Here is a 24,246-nt window from a genome sequence, read left to right as displayed (position 1 = left end):
GTCGGTTCACCGGGATCGCAGGACGTGGGGCGGGAGGCTAGTTGAGTGCCAGTCCTCGACACCCGCGCTGTAGCAGCCCTCCTTCGAGAATATGCGCAGCGAACAGCATTGCGCGGCGGCAACCCGTACCGCGCAAAAGCCTACTCTCGGGCCGCAGATTCCCTGGCCGTCCTTGCTGATCCGCTCGATGTGCTCATCGCCGAGGACCGGCTTATCGAGATTCCTGGCGTCGGTGAGGCGATCGCCGAGATCATCACCAAGCTGCACAAGACGGGCACTCATCCGAGCCTGGAAAAGCTGCGGAAGGAGATCCCTGAGGGCGTGCTCGAGATGCTCGCTGTGCCCGGCCTTCGTCCGGACAAGGTGCTGCGCCTGTACAAGGTTCTAGGCATCGGCTCGCTCTCCGAGTTGGAGGCCGCCGCCAAGGATGACCGCATCAAGAAGGCCAAGGGGCTCGGTGCCGCGCTGCAGACCAAGATCCTGCAAAATCTGGCCATTGCAAAAAGTGGAGAAGGCCGCCTCCATCTGCACCGAGCCGCCTCCCTGCTGGCGCACGCCAAGGATTCGATCCAAAAGTCCCAGCCCCAGCTGAAGCGCGTCACCATCGCCGGCGACTTCCGACGGGGCTGCGAACTCGTCGGCGATCTCGCAATCGTTGCCGAGACCCCCAAGACCGTCAAGGCGGCGAAGCCGTCGCCGACGGACGGACTGCAGATCTGCCTGTCGGACCGCAAGCACTTCGGCGCCACGCTTTTGTTCGCGACCGGCTCCGCCTCCCACATCGAGCAGCTCAAAGCGTTGGCCGCCGAGAAGGGGATGCGGTTGGACACCGACGGCTTGCACAAGGACCGGACCCTGATCGCCGGCGAGGAGGTCGAGATCTACCGCGCCCTCGGTCTGCCCTTCATCGACCCCGAGCTTCGGGAGGGCCGCGGCGAGGTCGAGCTGGCTCTGAAAGGCAAGCTCCCGAAGCTCATCACCGACCAGGACCTGCGCGGCATCCTTCACTGCCACACCGATGCCTCCGACGGCACCGAGACCCTTGAGAAGATGGCGAAGGCGACGCGCCAGCGAGGCTTCGAGTATTTCGGCGTGGCCGACCATTCCAAATCCGCCCATTACGCCGGCGGTCTCTCCGTCGAGGAGATCGCGCAGCAGCAGCGGGAAGCCGACCGCCTGAACAAGCGCTTCGGCAAGGATTTCCGGATACTCAAAGGCATCGAGTCAGACATCCTGGCCGACGGCTCGCTCGACTATCCGGATGACGTGCTGGAGCGTTTCGATTTCGTTGTCGCCAGCATCCACGGCCGCTTCAAACTGGATCGCAAAGCGCAGACGCAGCGACTGCTTCGCGCCGTCTCCGATCCTCATACCACTATCATCGGCCACATGACGGGGCGGCAGCTTCAGCGGCGGCCCGGCTACGAGATCGACATCGAGAAGGTGTTGCGGGCCTGCTCCAAGCACGACGTCGTCGTCGAGATCAACTCCCATCCATGGCGGCTTGACCTGGACTGGCGCTGGCACCAGGCTGCGCTCGAGTTCGGCTGCATGCTCAGCATCAATCCGGACGCGCACTCGATCCCCGAACTCGACCACATGCACTGGGGCGTCGAGATGGCCCGCAAGGGCGGCGTCCCTGCCGACCGGGTCCTGAACGCGATGCCGCTTCCCGATATCACGCGCTACCTCCGCCAGAAGCGGCGCTCGCTCGCCCGAGCTGCCTGATGTCACACGTGCACGCCCTTTTCACCCGAGAGAAGGGTAGTTGCGGTTGCCGCCGATCACGGCCACCACAGCAAGCAGCCACGGGATCAGATCGTTTTGGTGGTAGACCATGGCGTCGAAGGCGACGCGCCGCTGGCGTTTTCGTCAAGCATCGCTAACTCGCTCGTCGCCGACCTGGCCTGCCCAATCTCCGGCAGGTTCACTGATCGCATGATTCACGACAGGGAGGAAGCGACAGGAAGGATGAGGACTATCGGCGGCCGGGGCGCGAGCAAAAATCGCGCGTGCTGGCAGCTCAACCAATAGACGATCGCGCAAGGGGAAATCGGCAGGCAGCACTATTCTCCGGAAAAATAGTCCCAGAGGTCTTGTTCGCGATTGCGCTCCAGAACGGATCGACAAGTTCCTTACGGAATTGATCCCGATCAGGCATTGCCGAGAGCGGTACCGCGAACAGCCAAGCGCGCTTCGTCCAGTCCGCGTTGTCCTGCTCCTCTGGCTCCAAATATTGGATCAATCTGCCGCCTTCGTGAGCTACAAACAAATCTGCGAGGACGGGCCACCCGTCCGTAGTGAACTGAAGGGAGACCGGATCATAGGTCTTGTCAGTGACGTTGTTGCCGGCGATGAAGACGCAAGTCAGGAAGCTCTCTGTGGAATGAGGCAACGTGGTCCGGACGACGGCAGGAGCGGTTTGTCGGAACAGGTCCATGCAAAGGAGCAAGCGTCCGATAGGTTTGTTCTTTTTCTGTCCCTCAGCAAAAACCGTCGCACCGATGGCTGACCAGACGTACACCCACTCGTGGTCCGCCATTTTCTCATGCGGAGTCCACGCGAACGAAGAGAGGCCGTATCCCTCCGGCGCTTGAAATAAATCTCGAGCCGACTGCTGGAGGGTCGAGAGCTCGCTGGTGATCTTCACGACGTTCGCAAACGAATTGTAGATGTTGGACATCCTCGATCTCCTTACCGCAGGGAAAAACTGACTGGCGTAACCTCGATCAAATGATCAACAGGCAGCCCTCGCCATACCGATAGATCCATCTCTTCGATCGTCACCGGCGCCAGATTCAAAACTCCGAAACCCTTGAACGTGCCGACTCCAAGTTTTTCCAGAAACCGGATCGCATCTCGGCACCACAACAAGCTGGCCCCGTCCGCTGCGTTGGCGCGCAGGACATCTTGAAGGATAGCGAGAGCTTGGTTCCACTGGATGATCGTGGTGGGCGAATCGAATGCCGCCAGCTCGGCTGACTTGACCAAAGATATGTGGCGCCATCCTTTCAGACCTTTTGTGCAAATCCTGATCTGATCCTCAATCTGGTGACGAAGTAGAACGGCGTCCCATTTCACTTCAATGATCCAACGAAACGGTTGGTCATCCACAGTTCCGTCAAGCACTAGGTCTGGCTCAATCGTGTATTCGTTCGCAGACTTGTCATCCGCTGCAAAGCGTGGCCACAGCTGCAAGCTATGGACGTTGGCCGTCATGTCGCGCTGGGGCCCGGTCAGCCAAGACAAGATTTGGCCAGCATCGCGGGGGGTCATGAACTTCAACGGGCTGAACAAGGTCGACGTGACCGCGTCTTCGATGACCCTCCGTCCGTCACTGGCCTCTGTCGGCAGTCTTGCGCCTTTCCTCAAATATGCGTCGAGCATTCAGGAACTCCAGAAGCGGCTGATTATCGTGAGACCGGCGCGCAATCTGGTCAAGCTGACTGGTTGCGGGCGGCGATGATTGCGACTAGCAACTGAGTTCACGCAACTGAAACATTTGAAGGATCGATACCAGTGCCGTGGGGCGCTTTTCAAACCGGAGACCAGACATTCGACCTAAGCCATCTCGACGATCGCATTGCTGTGGTCAAGGTCGGCGGCGTTGACGTTCCTATCCTGGTGACCTTCTCTGATCACTGCTTCACGGAAGAGCCAAAGCCCAATGATGAGCGACCTGTATTCCCCGGGTGCAGCCGCCCTGATGGTCGTTTCTGCACAAAACGGTACGCCGCGTCGCTAGAGATGTGGGGGCACATTGAGCGCGCGATGCGCGGCCGTGTGTGGATGGGAGAGCGCGACCGCTATCTAGTGCTCACCGTGGATTTGGGTAACGCGCACTACATCATCGCGCTGAGCTTGGAGAAGTTGAAGGGCCGGGCAGATGCGAAATTGCTGATGCGGGTTCGTACCGGTTTCCACCGGACCGATGACAAGCATGTTGCCACTTACGGCGAGGTCCGTTTCGTCAATCTGGTCGGGCTGATCCTCAAGGGGAAGTTGCCCCCACGCATCTACGATCAAAAGCGCAGAACGCCATGGTAGAAATAGAAACAGGCCCTTTCGGGCCTGCTCGACACCTAAGTGTCTCGGGGCGAACCTCTTGACCCGTGAGGGCTGCCCATCCGTTCGGATGGTCCTAGTTTTACCTAGGCGGGGCTGGTTATGCTCACGCCCTATATCCAGCGATCTCCGAGAAAATTACAACTTCCCCGGTCCTTTGGCAACGTTTTTCTCGGCTTCCGGTTCAGGGGTTCCGGCTGGAAATCAGACCTGGAACCGCCCCTATGCGGCCACCACCACATGGACACCTGGATCAAGGTCCGCAAGGCCCGAACCCCTCGTTAACGACGCCAATGCATTCCTACGTTGCACGGGAGGCCGCATGAGTTCATCCGCTGCCAATGCTCACCATCGCTGGCAGGATGCCCCAAAATCCAGTGGGAATCGCCGCCCGCACTTGGTAGCCTGTCAGCGTGGGGCGCCGCCCCGCAAGAGTGCCACACAAAGGCAGACCACCGGACCGAAAAATTCAATAAAATCAATATAAAGCGGGATCGTTACCTCAGTTCAATCCTGTCCGGCAGCACCAGTGTTCCACACATGACAAGGCATTCTCGCGGCTCGATGCGCCCGAGTTTTGCTCTATTCCGTGCCCCTCTTCGGTGAAGAGGGCGCAGGGAAGGCCGGGTGCCGGCTGGCACCCACGGTCCGCCGTGCGAATGCACACGCAGAAAAACTGCACAGCGGCATACAGGTGAAGCCGAACACACGGCCTTCCCTGCGCAGTGGTTTGACGGCTTATGCCTGCTCTCCCCGGAGCCGAGTTCCTTCTGGCCTCCGTCACCTCGCGAATGGCGATGCCTCGAGGGCCCGGTTGGGCCTCAAGATATCTCCGCAAGGCTTGACCGTAGCAACGACGGTCAGGACCACACGGTTTTGCCGTACGCAGCAATCCGGCTTCACCCAAAGGGCTTCGCCGGACACGGGCGCCGTCCGTCCGCACGCAGTCAAGGACCTCACGAGGTTCATCTCGCCCTGGTCTCGCCTACGCGTGCCCGACGCTGCCGCGTCCACCGCACCCCGGCCCACGTTTCGTTACGACGTACGATCGTCCCTCTCCTCGGGCCGGGATGGGTGGGAGAATGCCGCAATTCCGAATTTCGGTAAAGTGGAATATTTTTACGGCAGGGGATTGACGAGGTTTTGTATGGGGCGGGTGTTTTGCCCGACGGGTAAAAATTGCAGTGACCCGATATCAGCTTTGTTACGGCGGCTTTCCCTTGAACCTGTACGAGCGACCAACGAATAGACTTGCCAATAGCAATGCAACGATGCCGCCGAAGCCAACCCACGCGCCCCATGGACCGATGTTGCCATGCCGGGAAAGCCCGACCATACACATGCATACCAGTCCTGCCGTAACTCGCAGATTTCCCAAACAACCCGCTTGCCACCACTTATCACGGACCTGAGCAGCGCTAAGACAACGAAGACCACTAGCCCCCCGCGAGGAGATTAACTATTAGCTTGGCCGTAAAAAGCTGGTCCATACTCTTAATCGGCTCGACAGTTTTGAGTGGCTTCTTGTTTCAATATCTCGCAATAGCGACGCACTTGAGGCGCAACCAATTCCTTCACGAGCGTAGCGCATGCATTGTTTTACTCACAATCCGCTAGGCTGCTTTATGGCTCGCTGTTTAACGGAGCGTTAGTGAAGCACAGACCAAGTCGACGTCTGCTAGCTCGTAAGATGGCTAGAGCGAAGCGAAACCCATCGAGGCCTTGCCTCAGTGACGAAGCATGATGGGTTTCGCAAGCGCTGTACCCGTCTACGCACTGTCAATTGTCGTCACGCATCCGCTGTCCCATGAAGCGATCGTCGGCACGGCGCAGCCGTCGGCACAGTTCGCGATTGATGTTCTGCAGGACGATCACATAGGCGTGGATATCGGCCTTGTAGCAAGCGTAGAGCTTTTGGGCGGTCAGTTCGTACAGCGCCGTCGGAGTCTCCGCCACCACCGTGGCGGAGCGATTCTGCATTTCAATCAGCGTCATTTCACCAAAGAAATCGCCAGGCTCCAGAGCGGAAATTGGGATGACGTTGCCCGAATTCGCCCGTTTGCGCACCGCCAGCCGACCGGATTTGACGATGAACATCGAGCGTCCCTGCTCGCCCTCCGCCACGACAGTTGCTCCGGCATCAAAGCGGCGCTCGACCAGCATCGAGATCAGGAGGTCGAGACTCGGTTCCGGGAGACCACCGAAGAACGGCGTGGCGAGCAGGAACGCCTTCAGATCGGGAGCGCTGACAGCCATCGCGCAAGGATACGCCCCGCCACCATCTGCGGCAAGCAGAGCAGACATCGGCGCTGACGATGCCCGACGTGTTCGCAAGAAGAGGCAACAAAATACGCGTAGGATGCATAGAGCGACTTGTCCGCCGTAGCTCAGGGAGCGAAGGCGGTGGCGAAATCCATCAAGCTCGTTCAGTGGCGAAACGTCGCGGATTTCGCAAGTGCTCTACTCATCCTACGCTTGCCGCCACGCAACACTCTCGCCGCGCACCGTTCGCTTTTTCCAGTGGCGTAACCCGGATGGAGTGCAAGCGTAATCCGGGGCCATTAGCCGCGGACGCAATCCGTTTGACCCCCAAATTCATGGTGATAATGTCGTAATCTGCCGTCTGTCCGGGAGGACACAATGGGATGGTTTGACCGGCTGTTTGGAAGGACGTCGGCGCCTACGACCCCACTCTTTGCGAGATTTAGGCGGAAATCACGGGCACCGACTGATCCCGATCTTCTGAAGATCGCCAAAGACCGAAAAGGGCATATTTCGCGGAGAGCCGTGAGAGATGAATATAATCGGCTGCTTCTGGAGAAGTACGCGCACGACAAATCGTGATTTCTAATCACGTCCAGCTCGTGGCGTGGGTAGGGCGACTAGTCCGCCGTAGCGCAAAGAGCCAAGGCGGCAGCGAAGCCCGTCGAGGCTTGCCGATGACGAAGCACGATGGATTTCGCAAGTGCTCTATCCATCCGACGCCTACTGCCGCGCAATGCCCTCTCCGCGCAACGTCCGCTTTCTCCAAACCAGATCAGCCATCACTTTGATGGCCGCCGCGAGAACGAGCGCACAAAGCACAATCTTGGAGATCGTCTCCATCGTCCCCTCGATCAGCAGGCAATGGGCCACGCTGGCTGCGACGATGACGATCGCGAGGGGAATATGGACGATGCGCCAGGTTCGCAGCCGCAGTCCCAATCGCCGGCGCAAGACAGCCAAAGGCGCGACAGCGAAGATGGCCCACATGGCGACCACGCCAAAGGGGGAGAACGGCGTCGGCGATGAGAAGGTAAGGGCGTCGATCATGTCGGGCGGACTGGTAATCCAGAGGCCGGCGACATGGATCACCACCGCAAAGGCCAGCGCGCCGCCGATCCAGTGATGGGCACGCCGTCCGCGATAAGCCGATAGCCCCGGCAAATATCCGCCGATCAGCAGGGGCTGAACGAGCACAAGACCGAGGGCGACGATCCCTGCGAAGCCGGCGAGGATGTAGACCGGACCGCGCCAAGCGAGCAGGTCGCTTCCTGCTGCGGCGGCGATCGGCACGCAAATGGCCAAGGCAAGGGCCACCCAGATCAGGGTCGCCCGGGCCGATTCCCATCCCTTCATTTGCAATTCGCGGCTCAAGCCGGCTGCAGGACGAAGTGCGCCTCGAGGCTGGTTTCCTTTGCGCTCCGCATCACCGGACGCAGAAAGACGGTTTTGAACTCGCCGCTGTCATAGGCGAGGTGACCATGCGGCTGGCCGAAGATGGGAATGATCTGCGGCATCTCGAGCCGGAACTTGCCGTCCTTGTCGGTGAGCGTGGCGCCATGACTCTGCGGCTCGTGCTCCTGCCCCTCGACGGTGTGCGCCCAGATCTGGATGCGCTGCCCAGCGAGCGGAGCCCCGTCGCCGGCGCGGCGCACGGTACCGCTCATCCAGAAGCCGCCCTTTCCGATCCGCTCCACGATCGCCGCGCCCTTGCGGTAGTTGTTCGCCCCGCCCGACATCGACTCGGTCGGCGCGAGGCCTTCGGCACGGGCGGGCAACAGCAGCCCGGAAACTCCGCTCGCCAAAACCCCGGTTGCGAGCACCGAGCCGCCAGCGGCGAGGAGGTTGCGGCGGTTGAGTACGACCGTGGTCATGTCAGTTCCTCCTGGCAACCGAGCAGTGCTCCGGCAATCTATAACAACAGGCGCAGAACGCCCAGTTGCGACGAAGGGCGCCATAGGTCGCAATAACAGTGTTGTGAACGGGCAGCGCGGGCTGCAGCGTCAAGGATGCGCTGCTCCGTCAAGATCCAAGTCGCGACAGGTTCGAGCAGCATTCCTATCCCTGGTCCCCTATATGTGAGGTCCCCGCGCACACGCGCCCTTCACGGGTACCACACATGATCCCCTTCTCCGTGCTCGACCTCGCGCCCATCCGCCAAGGTGGCGACGCCGCGCAGGCGTTTCGCAATTCGCTCGATCTCGCCCGGCATGCGGAGGCCTGGGGCTACAAGCGGTTCTGGCTGGCCGAGCATCACAACATGACGGGGATCGCAAGCGCGGCGACGTCGGTGGTGATCGCCCATATCGCGGGGGGAACGAAAACCATCCGCGTCGGGTCCGGCGGGATCATGCTGCCGAACCATTCGCCGCTGGTCATCGCCGAGCAGTTCGGCACGCTGGAATCGCTCTTTCCCGGACGGATCGATCTCGGGCTTGGGCGCGCGCCGGGCACCGACCAGTTCACAGCAAAGGCGCTGCGGCGCGACCTTGCGACGGCTGCGGAGAACTTTCCGCACGACGTGCTGGAATTGCAGGCGCTGCTCGGCGATGTGCAATCGAACCAGGCGATCCGCGCGGTGCCGGGCATGGGCACGAAGGTGCCGCTGTGGATCCTGGGATCGAGCACTTTTGGCGCGCAGCTTGCGGCGATGCTGGGCTTGCCGTTCGCGTTCGCCTCGCATTTCGCGCCGCAGATGATGATGCCGGCGCTGCGCGAATATCGCGCGCGCTTCGAGCCCTCGGCGCAACTCGACAAGCCTTACGCGATGATCGGTGTCAACGTGTTTGCCGCCGACAGCGACGCCGAGGCGCAGCGCATGTTCTCATCGCTGCAGCAGCAGTTCATCAATCTGCGCCGGGGCACGCCGGGCCCGCTGCCGCCGCCGGTCGACGACATGGATGTGCTGTGGTCGCCGGCGGAGAAGGCCGGTGTCGGCCAGGCGCTGTCCTGCTCGGCGGTCGGCTCGCCCAGAATCGTGGAGGAGAAGCTGAAGGCACTGATCGCCGAGACCGGCGCGGACGAGCTGATGACGACGGGCCAGATCTACGATCACGCCGCCCGGCTGCGCTCGTTCGAGATTGCGGCCGAGGTGCGGAATCGGCTGGCGGGGCAGAAGGGAGCGTGAGCGCGTTGGGCCTTGATGTGCTGGAGGCTGACCGTGAGCTGGCCGAACGCGAACTGCCCCATCGCCATCCTCGCCGCGATGCCGGCGCAGGACGCGCGAAAGATCGTCGCGGCCAACGAGAAGAGATTCGAAGCCTACCAGACGCGGAGATCTTGCTGCGCGAGGCCGGGATCATCGAGCGATCCGGGGTTAGAGGCGCTGTCAATGGGCTGACGCAGCGCTTCTTTTTGTGGCACAAGGGCGGCCTCCGCCGATCGACCAACGAGGCCACGCATGCCCGCGCCAAAGCCGCCTGCCTTCGAGACCCTGAGCCTGCATGCGGGCCAGCATCCGGATCCCGTAACCGGCGCCCGCGCCGTGCCGATCTACCAGACCACGTCCTACGTGTTCCAGGATTCCGATCACGCCGCCGCGCTGTTCAACCTGGAGCGCGCCGGCCACATCTATACGCGCATCTCCAATCCGACCACCGGTGTGCTGGAGGAGCGGCTCGCGGCGCTCGAAGGCGGTGTCGGTGCGATCTGCACCGCCAGCGGCATGGCCGCGCTGCATCTGGCGATCGCGACACTTTTGAACGCCGGCGACCACATCGTGGCATCGAGCTCACTCTATGGCGGCACCATCAACCTGCTGGGGCATACGCTGCCGCGCTTCGGCATCACCACCAGTTTCGTCAAGCCGCGCGATCTCGACGCGTTCCGCGCCGCGATCGGGCCGAACACGAAGCTCGTGATCGGCGAGACCATCGGCAATCCCGGGCTGGAAGTGCTCGACATTCCCAAGGTCGCGGCGATCGCGCATGAGGCAAAAATTCCGCTGCTGATCGACAACACCTTCGCCACGCCCTATCTCAGCCGCCCCATCGAGCTCGGCGCAGACATCGTCATGCATTCGGCGACCAAATGGATCGGCGGACACGGCATTGCGATCGGCGGCGCCATCATCGACGGCGGCCGCTTCGACTGGCGCGGCTCGGGCAAGTTCGGCGTGCTGACCGAGCCCTATGGCGGCTATCACGGCATCGTCTTCGACGAGCAGTTCGGCACCGCGGCCTTCATCATGCGCGCGCGCACCGAGGGCCTGCGCGATTTCGGCGCATGCCTGTCGCCGACCAACGCGTTCCAGCTGCTTCAGGGCGTCGAGACCCTGGGCGTGCGTATGGACCGGCACATGCAGAACACGCATCTCGTGCTGGACGCGCTGAAAGCCAACAAGGCCGTCGATTGGGTGCTGCATCCCTCGCTGGAGAACCACCCGGACTTTCAGCTCGCAAGGGCGCTGCTGCCGCGCGGTGCCGGCTCCATCGTCTCCTTCGGCATCAAGGGCGGCCGGCCCGCCGGGCGCAAGTTCATCGAATCACTGCGCATGATCAGCCATCTCGCCAATGTCGGCGATGCCAAGACCTTGGTGATCCACCCCGCCTCGACCACGCATCAGCAGATGGACGCCGAGCAGCTCAAGGCCGCCGGAATCGGCGAGGAGCTGGTGCGGCTCTCGGTCGGCATCGAGACGGCAAGCGACATCATCGACGATCTCAACCAAGCGCTGCGCATCTCGCAAAAGGTCTGACGCCATGAAGCTTTCCGTCAACGGCACCGACGTGTTTGTCGCAACCGGCGGCCGCGACTTCGACAAGTCGCTGCCCGCGGTCGCCTTCATTCACGGCGCCGGCTTCGATCATTCGACCTGGGCGCTGCACACGCGCTGGTTCGCCCATCACGGCTTTTCGGTGCTGGCGCCAGACCTGCCCGGCCACGGTCGCTCGGCCGGGCCGTCGCTGTCGACCATCGCCGAGATGGCCGACTGGACCGCGGCGCTGCTGGATGCGGCAGGCGCCGCGAAGGCCCACCTGATCGGCCATTCCATGGGCTCGTTGATCTCGCTGGAGGCGGCGGCGCGGCATCCGGACAAGGTGTCCGCGCTGAGCCTGATCGGCACCGCCGCGACCATGACCGTCGGCCCGGATCTGCTCAAAGCCGCCGAAGCCAATGACCAGGACGCCGTCGACATGGTCTCGATCTGGGGTCTCGGCTTCAAGGCCGAGCTCGGGGGCAGCCTCGCGCCGGGCCTTTGGATGCATGGCGGCGCGCAGACCGTGTTGAAGCATTGCGAGCCGGGCGTGCTGTTCAGGGATCTGTCGGCCTGCAACAGCTATGCGAATGCACTTGCCGCGGCTGCGAGCGTGAGGGTCCCGACCACGCTGATTCTCGGCGAGCGAGACATGATGACTCCCGCGAAAGCCGGCAAGGCGCTGGCGGCGGCGATCCCGCATGCGAAGACCGTCATCGTGCCGGGCGCAGGGCACATGATCATGGCCGAGCGTCCCGACGAACTGCTGGCGGCGCTGAGGAACTGAACAGGATCAATCGTCCGGGTTATGCGTTGCGGTGAGACATCCCTGTCATCTCGAAGGGAACTCGACTCATGCCAAGTCAGGAAATCATTCGCAAAGCGAAGCAGGACAAGCGCGCCGGCAAATCTGCGAGCACGCAGGCCGGCGAATTCGTCAAGGACGAGATCGACAAGATTCGTAAAGGCAAGCACGGCGCACGCTCGACAAAGCAAGCCATTGCCATCGGCCTTTCCGAGGCACGCGGCGCCGGCGTCGATCTGCCGCCGCCACGCAAGGGGCGCACCAAGAAATCGACGCGCCGCAGCGCCAAATATGCCTATGAGGTCGGCCAGGGCAAGCGCTCCCCGAAGCGCCGGCCGCGCGTGTCGCGCGCCGTGGAAAATGTCCTGAAGAAGGAGCCGCGCTCGACGGCGTCGCGCAGCGCGTTGTCAAAACAGGCCAAAAGCGCCGCGAGCCGGCGAACCGCGGCGTCACGTTCGGCTGCTGCGCGGAAAGCGAGCCGCACCAAGGGCGCCAAGACCCGCTCCGCCGCCGCCAAGAAGGCGGCGCGCACCAGGGCGCGGCGGCGGCGCTAAATTCATGTAGCGGCCTTTTGATTTGAACGGCAGTGGCCGACGCCCGACGATCCCGCTGTGATCGGATCGGAGTTTCTCATGTCAGACAGTCTGAAGGGGCGCACGGCGCTCGTCACCGGCGGCTCGCGCGGAATTGGCGCGGCCGTCTGTCGCGCGCTGGCCAAGGCCGGTGCCGCCGTAGCGATCAACTGCCGCGAGCAGATCGGTCGGGCCGAGCAGTTGGCGGGCGAGATCGGCAAGCAGGGCGGCCGCGCCATCGTCGTCGCAGCCGACGTCTCGCAGCGCGAGGCCGTGACGGGCATGCTCGAGCGCGTCACGGCCGGACTCGGACCGATCGACATCCTCGTCAACAATGCGGGCATCGCGATCACGCGCGGCCTCGATGATCTCAATGAAGACGATTTCGACCGAACCATCCTGGTCAATCTGAAATCCGTGTTCCTGTGCACGCAGGCCGTGCTGCCGTCGATGCGCTCCCGGAAGTGGGGCCGCATCGTCAACATCTCCTCTGGGGCTGCGCGCGGTGCCGGCTCTATCGGCCCGCACTACAACGCGTCCAAGGCCGGCATCGAGGGCCTCACGCGAGGTTATGCCGCGCGCCTGGTGAAGGAGGGCATCACCGTCAACGCGGTGGCGCCGTCGCTGATCGAGACCGACATGATGAGCGGCCAGCAACAGCTCGTCAGCCGCATCCCGCTCGGCCGCTTCGGCACGGCGGACGAGGTGGCGAAGGCAGTGATGCTGCTGGTCGACAATGCCTACATGACGGGTCAGACCATCGCGCTGAGCGGCGGCATGGCGTTTAATTGAGGTGAGCCGCCGCCGCGGACTCGTTCTTCCCTTCTCCCCTTGTGGGAGAAGGTGGCATAGGCGGCCTTCGGCCGCCGTTCTCAAGAACGTCGAAGCGAAGCTTCGGCTATGGCGCCGGATGAGGGGTATCTGTCCGCGAGATCAGCTGTGAGAGGGTCGCTCGCGGAGAGATACCCCTCACCCGTCTCGCCGCTATCGCGGCGAGCCACCCTCTCCCGCAAGGGGAGAGGGTAAGAAAAGTCACCACATCGTCGCTGCGGCTCGCGCGGGCCAGGCGCGGTCGTACTCCGCGCCGCCGACCTTGTTCTCGCTCATCTCGGCCAGGATCTGGCCGGGCGTCGGCAGGGTCTTTGGGTCGACGCGCCTGTCGGGATTCCAGAGGTCGGCGCGGACGATGGCGCGGGCGCATTGGAAGTAGATCTCGTCCACGCTCATGACCATGACGCTGCGCGGCGCCTTGCCTTCGACCTTGAACGAGGCCAGCAGTTCGGGATCAATCGAGAGATGGGCGCGGCCGTTGGCACGAACCGCATTGCCGGAGCCGGGAATCAGGAACATCAGCGACACCCGGGGATCGCGCACGATATTGCGCAGGGAATCGACCCGATTGTTGCCGCGGCGATCGGGCAGCATCAGTGTCTTCGGGTCATGAATGCGGACAAAGCCGGGGAGATCGCCGCGCGGCGAGCAGTCGATGCCCTCCGGCCCGATCGTGGCGAGCGCCGCGAACGGCGCCTTCTCGATGTAGATGCGGTAGAGTGGCGTGACATGGTCGGCGACTTTCACGGTCGAGGCATCGTTGGTGACGCCGTAGATGGCCTCCAGCTGTTCAACCGTTTCGATCACCGACATTCTTCCACTCTCCTGATCGTGCCTGCCATCATTCATGCCAGCCTTCATTCCTGATCACGCGCACGAGCTGTCGGCTGTGATATTCCGCGCTGCCGGCGTTGAGGATGGTGATATCGGCATGCGCCCGCGCGTCATCGACACTGCGCGACAGCCGCGCCGCGATATTGCCGTCGCTGTGCCGCGCCCGCGCGGCAAGCCGCTGCGCCAGCACGTCCGGCGGTGCGGTGATCGCGACCACCACGACATTTGCATAGGCTTGGCGCAGCGCGCCGATCACCGTGCGCGAGACGTTGACGACCACCGTGCGTCCGGCACGGATATCGTCGTTGATCCCGAGCGGCAGTGCGTAGGAATGCCCGTGCGCCTCCCAGTGCATGGCGAAATCGCCATGCTGCTGACCGCGGCGGAATTCGTCAGGGGCGAGCGTGAGATTGTCTTCGGCAGCGGAGGATTCCCGCGTCACAAGGCGGCGTGGAAAGACGATGTCGTGATCATCACTGCACGCCGCCCGCGCCAGTCGCAAAAGCGTGTCCTTGCCGGCGCCGCTGGGACCGACCACAAGTACCAGCCGCCCGGGTCCGATCGCGCCCGCTGCCTCCTGCGCCATGGCCGCGGTCTCGCTCATGCGACACGACTCCCTTCGCGCCAGACGCTGCGCACGACGGGGACGCTGCCGGCAACATGCACGCGGATCAGGTCGGCGCGCTTGCCGATCGCGATCTCGCCGCGATCGGTGAGCCCGACCGCATCGGCAGGCGCCTTGGTCACGGTGCGGATCGCCGACGGCAGATCGATCGCCGGCACATGCTCGGGAAGCTGCAGCGCACCCATCAGCAGGCTCGACGGGATATAATCCGACGACAGGATATCGAGCAGGCCTTCGCGGGCGAGATCGACCGCGGCGATATTGCCGGAATGCGAGCCGCCGCGCACGACGTTGGGAGCGCCCATCAGGATGTCGATGCCGGCGTGATGCAGACCGCGCGCGGCCTCGAGCGTGGTGGGGAATTCCGCCACCGCGACGCCGTCGCGCACGGCATCGGCGACGTTCTCCTCGGTGGTGTCGTCATGACTTGCGAGCGGGATCTTGTACGCATGCGCCAGCGTCACGATCTCGCGCAAATTGGTCGCGGCATAGACCTTCTGATAGGCAAAGCGCTTCGCGAACAGTTCGTCGAGCTCGGCGTCGGTCTTGCCGCCACCCTTGCCGCGATAATAGTCGCGCAGCTTGACCTCGTCGCGAAACTGGCGCTGGCCCGGCGTGTGATCCATCAGCGACATCAGCTTGACGTCGGGCCGGTCGATCAGCTCCTTGGCCTCCTCGACGACGCTCGGCATCGGGATTTCACAGCGCAGATGCAGGAAATGGTCGGCGCGCAAGAGGCCGGCATCGCGCGCGGTCGTGATCGCGGCGGCGAGCACGCCGGCGCGGCCATCGACTTCCTCCGCGCCGTCCTCGCGCCAGACCCGGAGCGAATCGAACACGGTGGTGATGCCGGAGGTCGCGAGCTGGCCGTCATAGGAGATGACAGCGGCGACCGGATTCCAGAACACCTTCGGTCGCGGCACGTAATGCGCTTCGAGATGGTCGGTGTGAAGCTCGATCAGGCCGGGCATGACGAGGTCGCCGCCAGCATCCTCGGCGCCGGCGGGCGCCCTGCCCTCGCCGATCTCGGCGATGCGTCCGTCGACCAGAGCAAGCCAACCCTGATCGATCACCCGGTCAGCCAGCACGATCCTGGCGTTGGCGATGACGGTTTCCTTCGGCTTGGCGTTCATGTCGATTTCCTTCAGGCCGCGGCGGCGAAGCTGGTGACATCGACGATGCGGTCGGCAATCAGATGCCGGATTTCGTCGTCATGGACAATGGCGACCATGGCGACACCCTGGCGTTTTTTCTCAGCGATCAGCTCGACCACCACAGTGCGGTTGGCGGCATCGAGCGAAGCGGTCGGCTCGTCGAGCAGCAGGATCGGCAGATCCGAGATGAAGCCGCGCGCGATGTTGACGCGCTGCTGCTCGCCGCCGGAGAAGGTCGCGGGCGGAAGCTGCCACAGCCGCTCGGGAATATTGAGACGATGCAGGAGCGCGCCCGCGCGGGCTTGCGCTTCCGGGCGCGCCAGGCCGTTCACGATCAGAGGCTCGGCGACCACGTCGATGGTCGCAACGCGGGGCACCGCGCGGAGGAACTGGCTGACATAACCGATGGTCGCGCGGCGGACATTGAGCACCTGCCGCGGCTCGGCGACGGCAAGATCGATCAGCCCGCCGCGGTGGCGGATGCCGATGCGGCCGGAATCGCAGCGATAATTGCCGAAGATCATCTTCAGGATCGACGACTTGCCGGCGCCTGATGGCCCCGAGAGCACGACGCATTCGCCGGGATCGACATGGAACGTCACGCCGCGCACGACCGGCAATTCGATGCCGCCTTGCAGGTGCATCGTAAAGGTCTTCCGGGCGTCGGTAATGTCGATCATGGCGGTCATCGCAAGGCACATGTTGGCAGGCTCATGGCGGCAGAATCGAGGAGACGAGGAGTTGCGTATAGGGCTCGCGCGGATCGTCGAGCACCTGATCGGTGAGGCCGGTCTCGATGACGCGGCCGCCCTTCATCACCATCACGCGGTGCGACAAAAGGCGTGCCACCGCGAGATCATGCGTGACGATGATGACGGCGAGGTGCAGCTCGGCGACCAGGCTGCGCAGGAGATCGAGCAGGCGCGCCTGCACCGACACGTCCAGGCCGCCGGTCGGCTCGTCCATGAACACCAGCCGCGGCTCGGTGACGAGGTTGCGCGCGATCTGGAGCCGCTGGCGCATGCCGCCGGAATAGGTGCGCGGCGCATCGTCGATGCGCGCGACGTCGATCTCGACGCGCGTCAGCCAGTCGGAGGCGGCGTCGCGGATGCGGCCGTAATGATTCCATCCCACCGCCATCAGCCGCTCGCCGACATTGGCGCCGGCCGAGACCGCCATGCGCAGACCTTGCGCAGGATCCTGATGGACATAGCCCCAGTCGGTGCGGAACAGAAAGCGCCGCTCGGCCTCGCCGAGCGTCGTAAGATCGCGGGCGACGCCGTCGCGCATCCGGTAAGAGACCCGGCCGGCGCTCAGCGTGAGTTGACCCGACAGCATTTGCAGCAGCGTCGACTTGCCCGAGCCGGATTCGCCGACGATCGCCAGCACCTCGCCGGGATAGAGCGCAAAGGACACCTCTCGGCACGCGGCAATGCGGCCGAAGGACTTGCTGAGCGACTCCGCCACCAGCAGCGGCTGGTCGCTTTCGAGCGTATCGAGTTCAGCCATGTGAGCCCGCCTTCTCCTTGTACGGTGCGGCGCTCAGGCTGCCGTGATGGCCGGCGGCCTGCCGGCCCTCGCAATAATCGGTGTCCGAGCAGACGAACATCCGACCGCCCTTGTCGTCGGTGACGATCTCGTCGAGATAGGAGTTCTCCGCGCCGCACAGCGCGCACGGCGCGTTGAAACGGTACGGCTCGAACGGATGATCCTCGAAATCCAGCGACACGACTTTCGTGTAGGGCGGGATCGCGTAGATGCGCTTCTCACGGCCGGCGCCGAACAATTGCAGCGCGGCACAATTGTCCATCTTGGGATTGTCGAATTTCGGCGTCGGCGACGGGTCCATCACGTAGCGCGCGTTCACCTTGACCGGATAGGCATAGGCAGTCGCGATATGGCCGAAGCGGGCGATGTCCTCATAGAGTTTGACATGCATCAGGCCATATTCGGCGAGCGCATGCATGCGCCGCGTCTCGGTCTCGCGCGGCTCGAGGAAACGTAGGGGTTCAGGGATCGGCACCTGATAGACCAGCACCTGGTTTTCATGCAGCGCCGTCTCAGGAATGCGGTGGCGCGTCTGAATCACGGTTGCCTCGTCTGTCGCCGTCGTGGTGGCGACGCCCGCGGTCTTGGCAAAGAACTTTCGGATCGAGATCGCGTTGGTGGTGTCGTCGGAGCCCTGGTCAATCACCTTCAGCACGTCCTCAGGTCCCAGGATCGCCGCCGTCACCTGCACGCCACCGGTGCCCCAGCCATAGGGCATCGGCATTTCGCGGCTGGCGAACGGCACCTGGTAGCCGGGGATCGCGATCGCCTTGAGGATCGCACGGCGGATCATCCGCTTGGTCTGTTCGTCGAGATAGGCGAAATTATAGGCGGGCGCGTTCATTCCGCGGCCTCCTTCATGGCATCGGGCGCATTGGCCTCGGCAAACTCCTGGCGCAGCTTGCGGAGCAGGCCGAGCTCGGACTGGAAGTCGACGTAATGCGGCAGCTTGAGATGCTCGACGAAGCCGGTCGCCTGCACGTTGTCCGAATGCGACATCACGAACTCCTCGTCCTGCGCGGGGGCACGCACCTCCTCACCGAGCTCGCGAGCGCGCAGCGCCCGATCCACCAGCGCCATCGACATGGTCTTGCGCTCACTCTGGCCGAAGGCGAGGCCATAGCCGCGGGTGAAGCACGGCGCTTCCGTCGCCGAGCCCTTGAACTGGTTGACCATCTGGCACTCGGTGAGCTCGATCGAGCCGAGCGGCACGGCGAAGCCGACGTCCTCGGCGAAAAATTCGACATCGACCTCGCCAAAGCGGATCTCGCCGGCAAAGGGATGGTTCCGGCCGTAACCGCGCTGGGTGGAATAGCCCATCGCCAGCAGAAAGCCTTCGTCACCACGCGCCAGATTTTGCAGGCGCAGGTCGCGGTCCGCCGGAAAATTCAGCGGCTCGCGGGTGAGATCGCCGACGCTGGCGCCGTCCTCGGCCTGCGGCGAGGACTCGATCAGTCCGTCGCGGCCAAGAATATCCGTCACGCGCGGCGTGGGTGCCGTTGATGCTTCCGCCGTCACTGGCGCTTCCGGCACAACGCCTTCTGCGAGCGAAGGATCGAGCAGGCGGTGGGTATAGTCGAAGGTCGGCCCGAGGATCTGGCCACCTGGAATATCCTTGAAGGTCGACGACACTCGCCGCTGCATGCGCATCGCGCCGGTGTCGACCGGCTCGCTCGCGCCAAAGCGTGGCAGCGTGGCGCGGAAGGCACGGACCAGGAAGATCGCCTCGATCAGATCGCCCCGCGCCTGCTTGATCGCAAGCGCGGCGAGCTCGCGGTCATAGAGCGAGCCCTCGCTCATGACGCGGTCCACGGCGAGGCCGAGCTGCTCCGAGATCTGATCGAGCGTGACTTCCGGAACGCTTGGGTCACCGCGCCGCGCGTTTGCAAGCAGGAGATGGGCGTTCTCGATGGCGCGTTCGCCGCCTTTGACTGCGACATACATGCGGTCAGCTTTCCTTGTTCGCGACGCGGGTGGTGCGCGGGATCGCAACCACCGCATCATCGGCAACCAGCACCACATCGAGGCCGCGCGGAAACAGCGCCTCGTTGAACCGCAGGCGCTCGAACAGGTCGAACGGCTTGATCGACGCCTGGAGCGTCGTGGTGCCATCGATGCCGGGGCCGCGCAGCTCGACGCTGCGTCCCGAGCCCAGACTATCGACCTGAAGGATCAATGTGGTCGAGCGATCGGGATATTCGTTGGTGCCGAGCGCGAAGCATTCGAGCGGCGGCAGCGCCGCGCCGTCGCTGATCAGCGCGAAGCTGGCAATCGAAGTGTCCTGCACCACCGGCGCGCCAGTGTGGAACTTGAGCCATTTCATCACGTCGGAAGTTTCTGCCATGCGCGCATCGAGCCAGAGTGGCGTGTCGTGATCGAACAGCGTCAGTGCGATCGCGGCGGTGCCGCGCATCATCGTATGGGGCGCTCCGGCTGTCGGGACGATGCGCTGGACCGAACCCGGCCGCGCCATCGCATCCATGACCGAACGAAAGGTCGATTGCGCCGACAGAACCCTGTCGGCGAAACCCGGCGGCAGTTCCGCAATCGTGGTCATGATCTCACCCCTCACCGCGCACCATGGTGTAGAAATCAACCTTCGTCGCGGCGGTCTTCCCCGCTGCCTGCTGGCGCATCGTCATAAGCTGCTCGCGCAACGGCGCGATAATTTCGCGCTCGACGGCTGCGCCAAAATCGCTGGACTGCACCAGCGCGTCGCACAGCGCGATCAGCCGCGCCTTCTCACCATCGCGGCCGAGCGTGTAGCCGAAGCCGACCTCGCCACTGGCAAGCCGGACCGCCGCACGCGACACCGTGGCTTCGCCGAGGTTGAACGGTGCGCCGTCGCCGCCGACCCGGCCGCGCAGCATGACGAGACCGTTTTCGCCTTCGCGCAGATTTTGATGGGCCGGCAGGGCGAGTGCGCGGAGGCGGGCGGCGATCTCGCCCGCCTCCGCGTGCGCCAGCACGGCCATCGCGGCCTTGCGCTGGGCTTGCTGGTTATTCTGCTGGGTCACGAAATCCACCGAACTTGCCGATTCTAAGTTGTCTATGATACTAGACAACTTCATAAAGGAGCGCCATGACTGTTTCGTGACAAAGGCCTGATTTCTGAGCTAGGCTGACCAGCGATATGAGCATGCAAGACACTGCATCGTCGGGCGTCGCGCTGTGGCGCCTCGTCGCCGACGGCATCGAGCGCGGTATCGCCGACGGCCGCTTTGCCGCCGGCGACAAATTACCGGGCGAGATGGAGATCGCGGAAACCTACCGCGTGAACCGCCACACCGTGCGGCGCGCGCTGGCCGCGCTGGCCGAGCGCGGCCTGGTCCGGGCCGAGCGCGGCAGCGGAACCTATGTCGAGGCGCAGAGGCTGGCCTATCCGCTGCGCTCGCGCACCCGGTTCTCCGAGATCGTCGGCGCCGGCGGCCGCGAGCCGCGCGGCCAGTTGATCGAGACCTCCAATGAGGTCGCGACCCGGGAGCTGGCGCGCGAGCTCGGCTTGAAGGCCGGCGCGGCGCTGGTGCGGATCGAGGCGATCCGCCTTGCCGATCGCACGCCGATCTGCGTCTCCACCACCTGGCTGTCGGCTGAGTTGTTTCCGGGCGCAGGCGCCGTGTTCGCCGCGACGCGCTCGATGACGAAGTTGCTGGAGCACTACGGCATTCGCGACTACCGCCGCGGCGCGACCCGGATAACGGCCGGCATCATCGACGCGACTGACGCCGCCCGGCTCGATCTTGCACTGGGACGACCGATCCTGGTGGTCGATGCCACCGACCACGCTCTCGACGGCAAGCCGCTGGTGACCAAGCACTCGCGGTTTGCAGCAGAGCGGGTGGAGTTTTTGGTGGACAACGGGTGAGCTGCCGCCCTCTTCCCCTCTCCCCTTGTGGGAGAGGGTGGCTCGCCGCGGAGCGGCGAGACGGGTGCGGGGTTCTCTCCGCGAATCCGGCTCTCATTTGAATGCGCGGAGACGGACCCCTCATCCGGCGCTTCGCGCCACCTTCTCCCACAAGGGGAGAAGGGAAGAAGACTGCGGCCGCAGCTGAGTTAAGCGACAACCCTTCGCCCAATGATCGCAAAGCGCAGCTTGCCGGAAATGAAATCGATCGCGGCAACCGCAACCAAGATCATCAGGATCAGGAAAGACACCTTCTGCCATTCCAAGACGCGGATCTGCTCGGCGAGCTGGAGGCCAATGCCGCCGGCGCCGACAATGCCGATGATGGTGGCCGAGCGGGTGTTGGATTCGATGAAATAGAGCACCTGGCCGGCGATGACAGGCAGGACCTGCGGCAGCAGCCCGAAGCGGATCTCGTGCAGCGCGCTGCCGCCGGAGGCGCGGATGCCCTCGACCTGCTTCTGGTCGGCGCCCTCGATCGCCTCCGAGAACAGCTTTCCGAAGGCGCCGAAATCCGACACGGCGATGGCGAGCACGCCGGCGAACGGGCCGAGCCCGACCACATTGATCCACACCAGCGCCCAGATCAGCGTGTCGACGCCGCGGATCGAATCCAGCAAGCGACGAACGGGAAAGCGCAGGATCTTCGACGGCACCACGTTGCGCGCGGCCAGCAGACTGACCGGGAGCGCGAACAGCGCCGCCAGCGTCGTGCCGAGCAGCGCGATCGACAGCGTCTCGCCCAGCGCCTTCAGATAGACCGGCAACGAGGAGCCGGGATCGGGCGGGATCATCATCAGGCCGATCCAGCCGAGCTGGCTGAGGCCTGCGAGGAATCGTGACGGCGAGAAATCGAGATCGACCAGACCATAGATCAGGATCGCGAACGCCGCGATGATCATCGCCGGCGTTGCAAGCCGCGCCGAGGCCGGCCGGTCGAACACATCGGGGTAGCGGGCGCGGATTTCTCGCGTCTCGACTTGCTGCGGCCCGGTCACGTCCGCGCCTCCTTGCCGAACAGGCGGCCGCGCAGCCAGCCGGTGGTGATGTCGATGATGAAGACGGTCACGATGATGGTGAGCAGGATCGCGCTGACGTCGGAGTAATAGAACTTGCGGATGGCAACGACGAGCTCCTTGCCGATGCCGCCGGCGCCGACAAAGCCCATCACCGAGGCTTCGCGGACGTTGATCTCGAAGCGCAGCAACGCGTAGCTGGCATAACCCGCAGTGACCTGCGGCACCACGGCGAAGCGCATGCAGGAGAGCCAGCTCGCCCCGGTCGAGCGGACGCCCTCGACCGGCTTCATGTCGGCGTTCTCGACGATCTCCGAGAACAGCTTACCGAGCGCGCCGGTGGAGTGGATCGCGATCGCGAGCACGCCCGCCATCGGACCTAACCCGAAGGCGATGACGAAGATCAGCGCGAACACGATGCCGGGAACGGTGCGGGCGAATTCGAGCAGGCGCCGCACCGTGAAGCGCAGCCAGGGCGCCGGCGAGGTGTTCTCCGCCGCGAAGAAGTTCAGGGCAAAGGCGAAGGTGGCGCCGATCAGCGTGCCGACATAGGAGATCAGCAGCGTCTCGCCCAGCATCTTCAGCCATTTGCGCCAGCCCCAGAGCCACTCGCCAACATCGGTCCAGACCCGCTGGCCGTTGTCGAGCGTGAGGATGCGGTCGAAATAGCTGATGAAATTGCCGAAATAAGTGAACAGCGTGCGCAGATTCACTTCGGCGCCGATCGCTGCGAGAATAAACGCACCGGCAAAGATACCAGCTCCCAACAGCAGGCGCCATCGCCTGCGCGCGACCGCCTGGCGATAGGCGGCGTTGAGCACGGCAAGCTGCTGCTCGGGGAGGATCGAAACCGCGACGGTCATCTGGTCAGAACAAGTGGTCGATCAAAGAGAAAGAGCCGGGTCCATCGACCCGGCTCCAGTGCATCGTCCCAAAAACTCAGGACGCCTTCTTCTTACGCAGCGCATCGACGAACTTGATCAGCTCGATCGTGCCATCCCAGTCCTTGGTGGTGGCGGGATGAAAGCCCTTCTTCTGGCCATCGGAGAGACGGTCGAACGCGGCCTTGTCCTTGGCCGGCGCATCGAAGAATGCCTTGGCGATGGCGGCCTTGGCATCCTCCGGCAGGTCGGAATTGTAGGCATAAGGGCCGTTGATGATCGGCGCCGACTTGTGGATGATGCGGAAATCGTCCTTCTTCATCGCCGAGCCGTCGGTGTTCTTCAGCATGCCCTTGGTCAGCATCTGCGCCAGCGTGGAATCGTCATCGCTGGTCCACTGGTTGGCGGCAACGTCGACCGTGCCCTGCGCCAGCGCCAGCATCGCATTCTCGTGGCTGCCGGTGAAGACGACCTTACCGAAATAGGTGTCGGTATCTGGGATGCCCATCTTGTCGAGTTCGAAGCGCGGCACGTTGTTGCCGGAGGTCGAGTTCGGGTCGACGAGGCCGAGATTCTTGCCCTTGAGGTCATCGACCTTCTTATAGGGGCTGCTCGCCTTGACGAAGAACACCGAGTAGTAGCCGGTCGAGCCGTCGGCGTTGATGTCGTTGGCGAAAGCGTCGGTCTTGACGCCGGTCAGGCGGGCGCGGGCGAACGAGGCCGAGCCGTAGCTCGCGATCTGGATGTTGCCGGCACGCTGGCCTTCAATGACGGCTGCATAGTCGTTGGCGATGCGCAGCGTGACCTTCACGCCCAGTTCCTTGGAGAGATAGCTCACGAACGGCGCCCAGCGCTCGGTGACGCCGGAGGCGTTCTCCGCCGGCACGACCGCGAAGGTCAGCTCGGGATATTTGGCTTTCCAGCCGTCCGCCGAGGCGGAGGTGGCAAAGGCGAGCGCGGCGACGCCGGCAAGGATTAATCTGCGAGTGATCATGATACCCTCTTCGTCGGTTGGGGTCGGTTGACGCAAAAGACTTGAACTAATCAGGCGAG

The 24,246-nt window shown here is 63.7% G+C and carries 25 protein-coding genes and 1 pseudogene; 9 read left to right on the top strand and 17 right to left on the bottom strand.

Annotation, left to right across the window (positions count from 1 at the left end; all coding sequences use genetic code 11):
* The first annotated feature begins 45 nt into the window (after positions 1-45).
* The gene (locus IVA78_RS21290; RefSeq protein ID WP_247467548.1) at positions 46-1,728 is read left to right on the top strand and encodes a DNA polymerase/3'-5' exonuclease PolX; all 1,683 of its coding nucleotides are present in this window, start codon (positions 46-48) and stop codon (positions 1,726-1,728) included.
* A 295-nt stretch (positions 1,729-2,023) separates the two neighbouring features.
* Here the strand turns inward: IVA78_RS21290 and IVA78_RS21285 are convergent, their stop codons facing one another.
* Complete coding sequence (locus IVA78_RS21285) at positions 2,024-2,683, bottom strand: hypothetical protein (RefSeq protein WP_247467546.1); 660 nt, start codon at positions 2,681-2,683, stop codon at positions 2,024-2,026.
* An 11-nt stretch (positions 2,684-2,694) separates the two neighbouring features.
* A complete protein-coding gene (locus tag IVA78_RS21280) occupies positions 2,695-3,387 on the bottom strand; it encodes a hypothetical protein (protein WP_247467544.1) in 693 nt (230 codons plus the stop codon).
* Positions 3,388-3,519: 132 nt separating this feature from the next.
* Between IVA78_RS21280 and IVA78_RS21275 the strand changes: the two genes are divergently transcribed.
* Complete coding sequence (locus tag IVA78_RS21275) at positions 3,520-4,047, top strand: hypothetical protein (RefSeq protein ID WP_247467542.1); 528 nt, start codon at positions 3,520-3,522, stop codon at positions 4,045-4,047.
* A 1,797-nt stretch (positions 4,048-5,844) separates the two neighbouring features.
* On the opposite strand, the gene IVA78_RS21270 is transcribed toward IVA78_RS21275, so the two are convergent.
* From IVA78_RS21270 to IVA78_RS21260, 3 genes are all read right to left on the bottom strand, one after another.
* Positions 5,845-6,321, bottom strand: a complete 477-nt coding sequence (locus IVA78_RS21270) for a cyclic nucleotide-binding domain-containing protein (protein WP_247468061.1) — start codon at positions 6,319-6,321, stop codon at positions 5,845-5,847.
* Between the two features lie 729 nt (positions 6,322-7,050).
* A complete protein-coding gene (locus IVA78_RS21265; protein ID WP_247468059.1) occupies positions 7,051-7,683 on the bottom strand; it encodes a ferric reductase-like transmembrane domain-containing protein in 633 nt (210 codons plus the stop codon).
* 14 nt (positions 7,684-7,697) lie between these two features.
* Positions 7,698-8,201, bottom strand: a complete 504-nt coding sequence (locus IVA78_RS21260; RefSeq protein ID WP_247281471.1) for a Twin-arginine translocation pathway signal — start codon at positions 8,199-8,201, stop codon at positions 7,698-7,700.
* 245 nt (positions 8,202-8,446) lie between these two features.
* On the opposite strand from IVA78_RS21260, the gene IVA78_RS21255 reads away from it, so the two are divergent.
* The 6 genes and pseudogenes from IVA78_RS21255 to IVA78_RS21235 all read left to right on the top strand — a co-directional run bounded on the left by IVA78_RS21255 (position 8,447) and on the right by IVA78_RS21235 (position 13,192).
* Positions 8,447-9,454, top strand: coding sequence for an LLM class flavin-dependent oxidoreductase (locus IVA78_RS21255; RefSeq protein WP_247467540.1), 1,008 nt, complete (start codon positions 8,447-8,449; stop codon positions 9,452-9,454).
* Positions 9,455-9,514: 60 nt separating this feature from the next.
* Positions 9,515-9,598 (top strand): annotated as a pseudogene (locus IVA78_RS34610) (IclR family transcriptional regulator); the annotation flags it as partial.
* A 129-nt stretch (positions 9,599-9,727) separates the two neighbouring features.
* Positions 9,728-11,023, top strand: coding sequence for an O-acetylhomoserine aminocarboxypropyltransferase (locus IVA78_RS21250; RefSeq protein ID WP_247467539.1), 1,296 nt, complete (start codon positions 9,728-9,730; stop codon positions 11,021-11,023).
* A gap of 4 nt (positions 11,024-11,027) precedes the next feature.
* Positions 11,028-11,810: an alpha/beta hydrolase gene (locus tag IVA78_RS21245; RefSeq protein WP_247467537.1), complete on the top strand. Its 783-nt coding sequence runs from the start codon at positions 11,028-11,030 to the stop codon at positions 11,808-11,810.
* 68 nt (positions 11,811-11,878) lie between these two features.
* Entirely contained in the window at positions 11,879-12,382 is a 504-nt protein-coding gene (locus IVA78_RS21240) for a DUF6496 domain-containing protein (RefSeq protein WP_247467535.1), read from the top strand.
* A 78-nt stretch (positions 12,383-12,460) separates the two neighbouring features.
* The gene (locus tag IVA78_RS21235) at positions 12,461-13,192 is read left to right on the top strand and encodes a 3-oxoacyl-ACP reductase family protein (protein WP_247467533.1); all 732 of its coding nucleotides are present in this window, start codon (positions 12,461-12,463) and stop codon (positions 13,190-13,192) included.
* A gap of 240 nt (positions 13,193-13,432) precedes the next feature.
* On the opposite strand, the gene IVA78_RS21230 is transcribed toward IVA78_RS21235, so the two are convergent.
* From IVA78_RS21230 to phnG, 9 genes are read right to left on the bottom strand one after another with little or no spacing between them, the layout of a single operon-like run.
* Positions 13,433-14,044 carry a pyridoxamine 5'-phosphate oxidase family protein gene (locus IVA78_RS21230; RefSeq protein WP_247467532.1) on the bottom strand — a complete coding sequence of 204 codons (612 nt, stop codon included), beginning with the start codon at positions 14,042-14,044 and terminating at the stop codon, positions 13,433-13,435.
* A 28-nt stretch (positions 14,045-14,072) separates the two neighbouring features.
* Positions 14,073-14,669, bottom strand: coding sequence for a phosphonate metabolism protein/1,5-bisphosphokinase (PRPP-forming) PhnN (phnN, locus tag IVA78_RS21225; protein ID WP_247467530.1), 597 nt, complete (start codon positions 14,667-14,669; stop codon positions 14,073-14,075).
* Positions 14,666-15,823 carry an alpha-D-ribose 1-methylphosphonate 5-triphosphate diphosphatase gene (locus tag IVA78_RS21220; RefSeq protein WP_247467528.1) on the bottom strand — a complete coding sequence of 386 codons (1,158 nt, stop codon included), beginning with the start codon at positions 15,821-15,823 and terminating at the stop codon, positions 14,666-14,668. The genes phnN and IVA78_RS21220 overlap by 4 nt, the downstream gene beginning before the upstream one ends.
* Positions 15,824-15,834: 11 nt before the next feature.
* Complete coding sequence (phnL, locus tag IVA78_RS21215; protein WP_247468057.1) at positions 15,835-16,533, bottom strand: phosphonate C-P lyase system protein PhnL; 699 nt, start codon at positions 16,531-16,533, stop codon at positions 15,835-15,837.
* Positions 16,534-16,555: 22 nt separating this feature from the next.
* A complete protein-coding gene (gene phnK, locus IVA78_RS21210) occupies positions 16,556-17,353 on the bottom strand; it encodes a phosphonate C-P lyase system protein PhnK (protein WP_247467525.1) in 798 nt (265 codons plus the stop codon).
* Positions 17,346-18,236, bottom strand: a complete 891-nt coding sequence (locus IVA78_RS21205) for an alpha-D-ribose 1-methylphosphonate 5-phosphate C-P-lyase PhnJ (RefSeq protein WP_247281482.1) — start codon at positions 18,234-18,236, stop codon at positions 17,346-17,348. Before IVA78_RS21205 ends, phnK begins: the two co-directional genes overlap by 8 nt.
* On the bottom strand, positions 18,233-19,336 hold the full coding sequence (locus tag IVA78_RS21200; protein ID WP_247467523.1) for a carbon-phosphorus lyase complex subunit PhnI: 1,104 nt from the start codon (positions 19,334-19,336) through the stop codon (positions 18,233-18,235). The genes IVA78_RS21205 and IVA78_RS21200 overlap by 4 nt, the downstream gene beginning before the upstream one ends.
* 4 nt (positions 19,337-19,340) lie before the next feature.
* Complete coding sequence (gene phnH / locus IVA78_RS21195; RefSeq protein ID WP_247467520.1) at positions 19,341-19,949, bottom strand: phosphonate C-P lyase system protein PhnH; 609 nt, start codon at positions 19,947-19,949, stop codon at positions 19,341-19,343.
* A gap of 4 nt (positions 19,950-19,953) precedes the next feature.
* Positions 19,954-20,418 carry a phosphonate C-P lyase system protein PhnG gene (phnG, locus tag IVA78_RS21190; RefSeq protein WP_247467518.1) on the bottom strand — a complete coding sequence of 155 codons (465 nt, stop codon included), beginning with the start codon at positions 20,416-20,418 and terminating at the stop codon, positions 19,954-19,956.
* Positions 20,419-20,525: 107 nt separating this feature from the next.
* Here phnG and phnF point away from each other — a divergent pair, with 107 nt between their 5' ends.
* Positions 20,526-21,257 (top strand): phosphonate metabolism transcriptional regulator PhnF, encoded by a 732-nt coding sequence (gene phnF, locus IVA78_RS21185; protein ID WP_247467516.1) that lies wholly within the window; start codon positions 20,526-20,528, stop codon positions 21,255-21,257.
* 188 nt (positions 21,258-21,445) lie between these two features.
* Here phnF and phnE (IVA78_RS21180) read toward each other — a convergent pair whose 3' ends face one another.
* From phnE (IVA78_RS21180) to phnD, 3 genes are all read right to left on the bottom strand, one after another.
* A complete protein-coding gene (phnE, locus tag IVA78_RS21180) occupies positions 21,446-22,294 on the bottom strand; it encodes a phosphonate ABC transporter, permease protein PhnE (RefSeq protein WP_247467513.1) in 849 nt (282 codons plus the stop codon).
* Complete coding sequence (phnE, locus tag IVA78_RS21175) at positions 22,291-23,175, bottom strand: phosphonate ABC transporter, permease protein PhnE (protein WP_247467510.1); 885 nt, start codon at positions 23,173-23,175, stop codon at positions 22,291-22,293. The genes phnE (IVA78_RS21180) and phnE (IVA78_RS21175) overlap by 4 nt, the downstream gene beginning before the upstream one ends.
* A gap of 76 nt (positions 23,176-23,251) precedes the next feature.
* Entirely contained in the window at positions 23,252-24,187 is a 936-nt protein-coding gene (phnD, locus tag IVA78_RS21170) for a phosphonate ABC transporter substrate-binding protein (protein WP_247467507.1), read from the bottom strand.
* Between the last annotated feature and the right edge of the window lie 59 nt (positions 24,188-24,246).

Origin of the sequence: Bradyrhizobium sp. 137 (genome assembly GCF_023074095.1) — a bacterium.
Taxonomy (GTDB): domain Bacteria; phylum Pseudomonadota; class Alphaproteobacteria; order Rhizobiales; family Xanthobacteraceae; genus Bradyrhizobium.
This window is presented reverse-complemented; position numbering and strand designations above follow the sequence as displayed.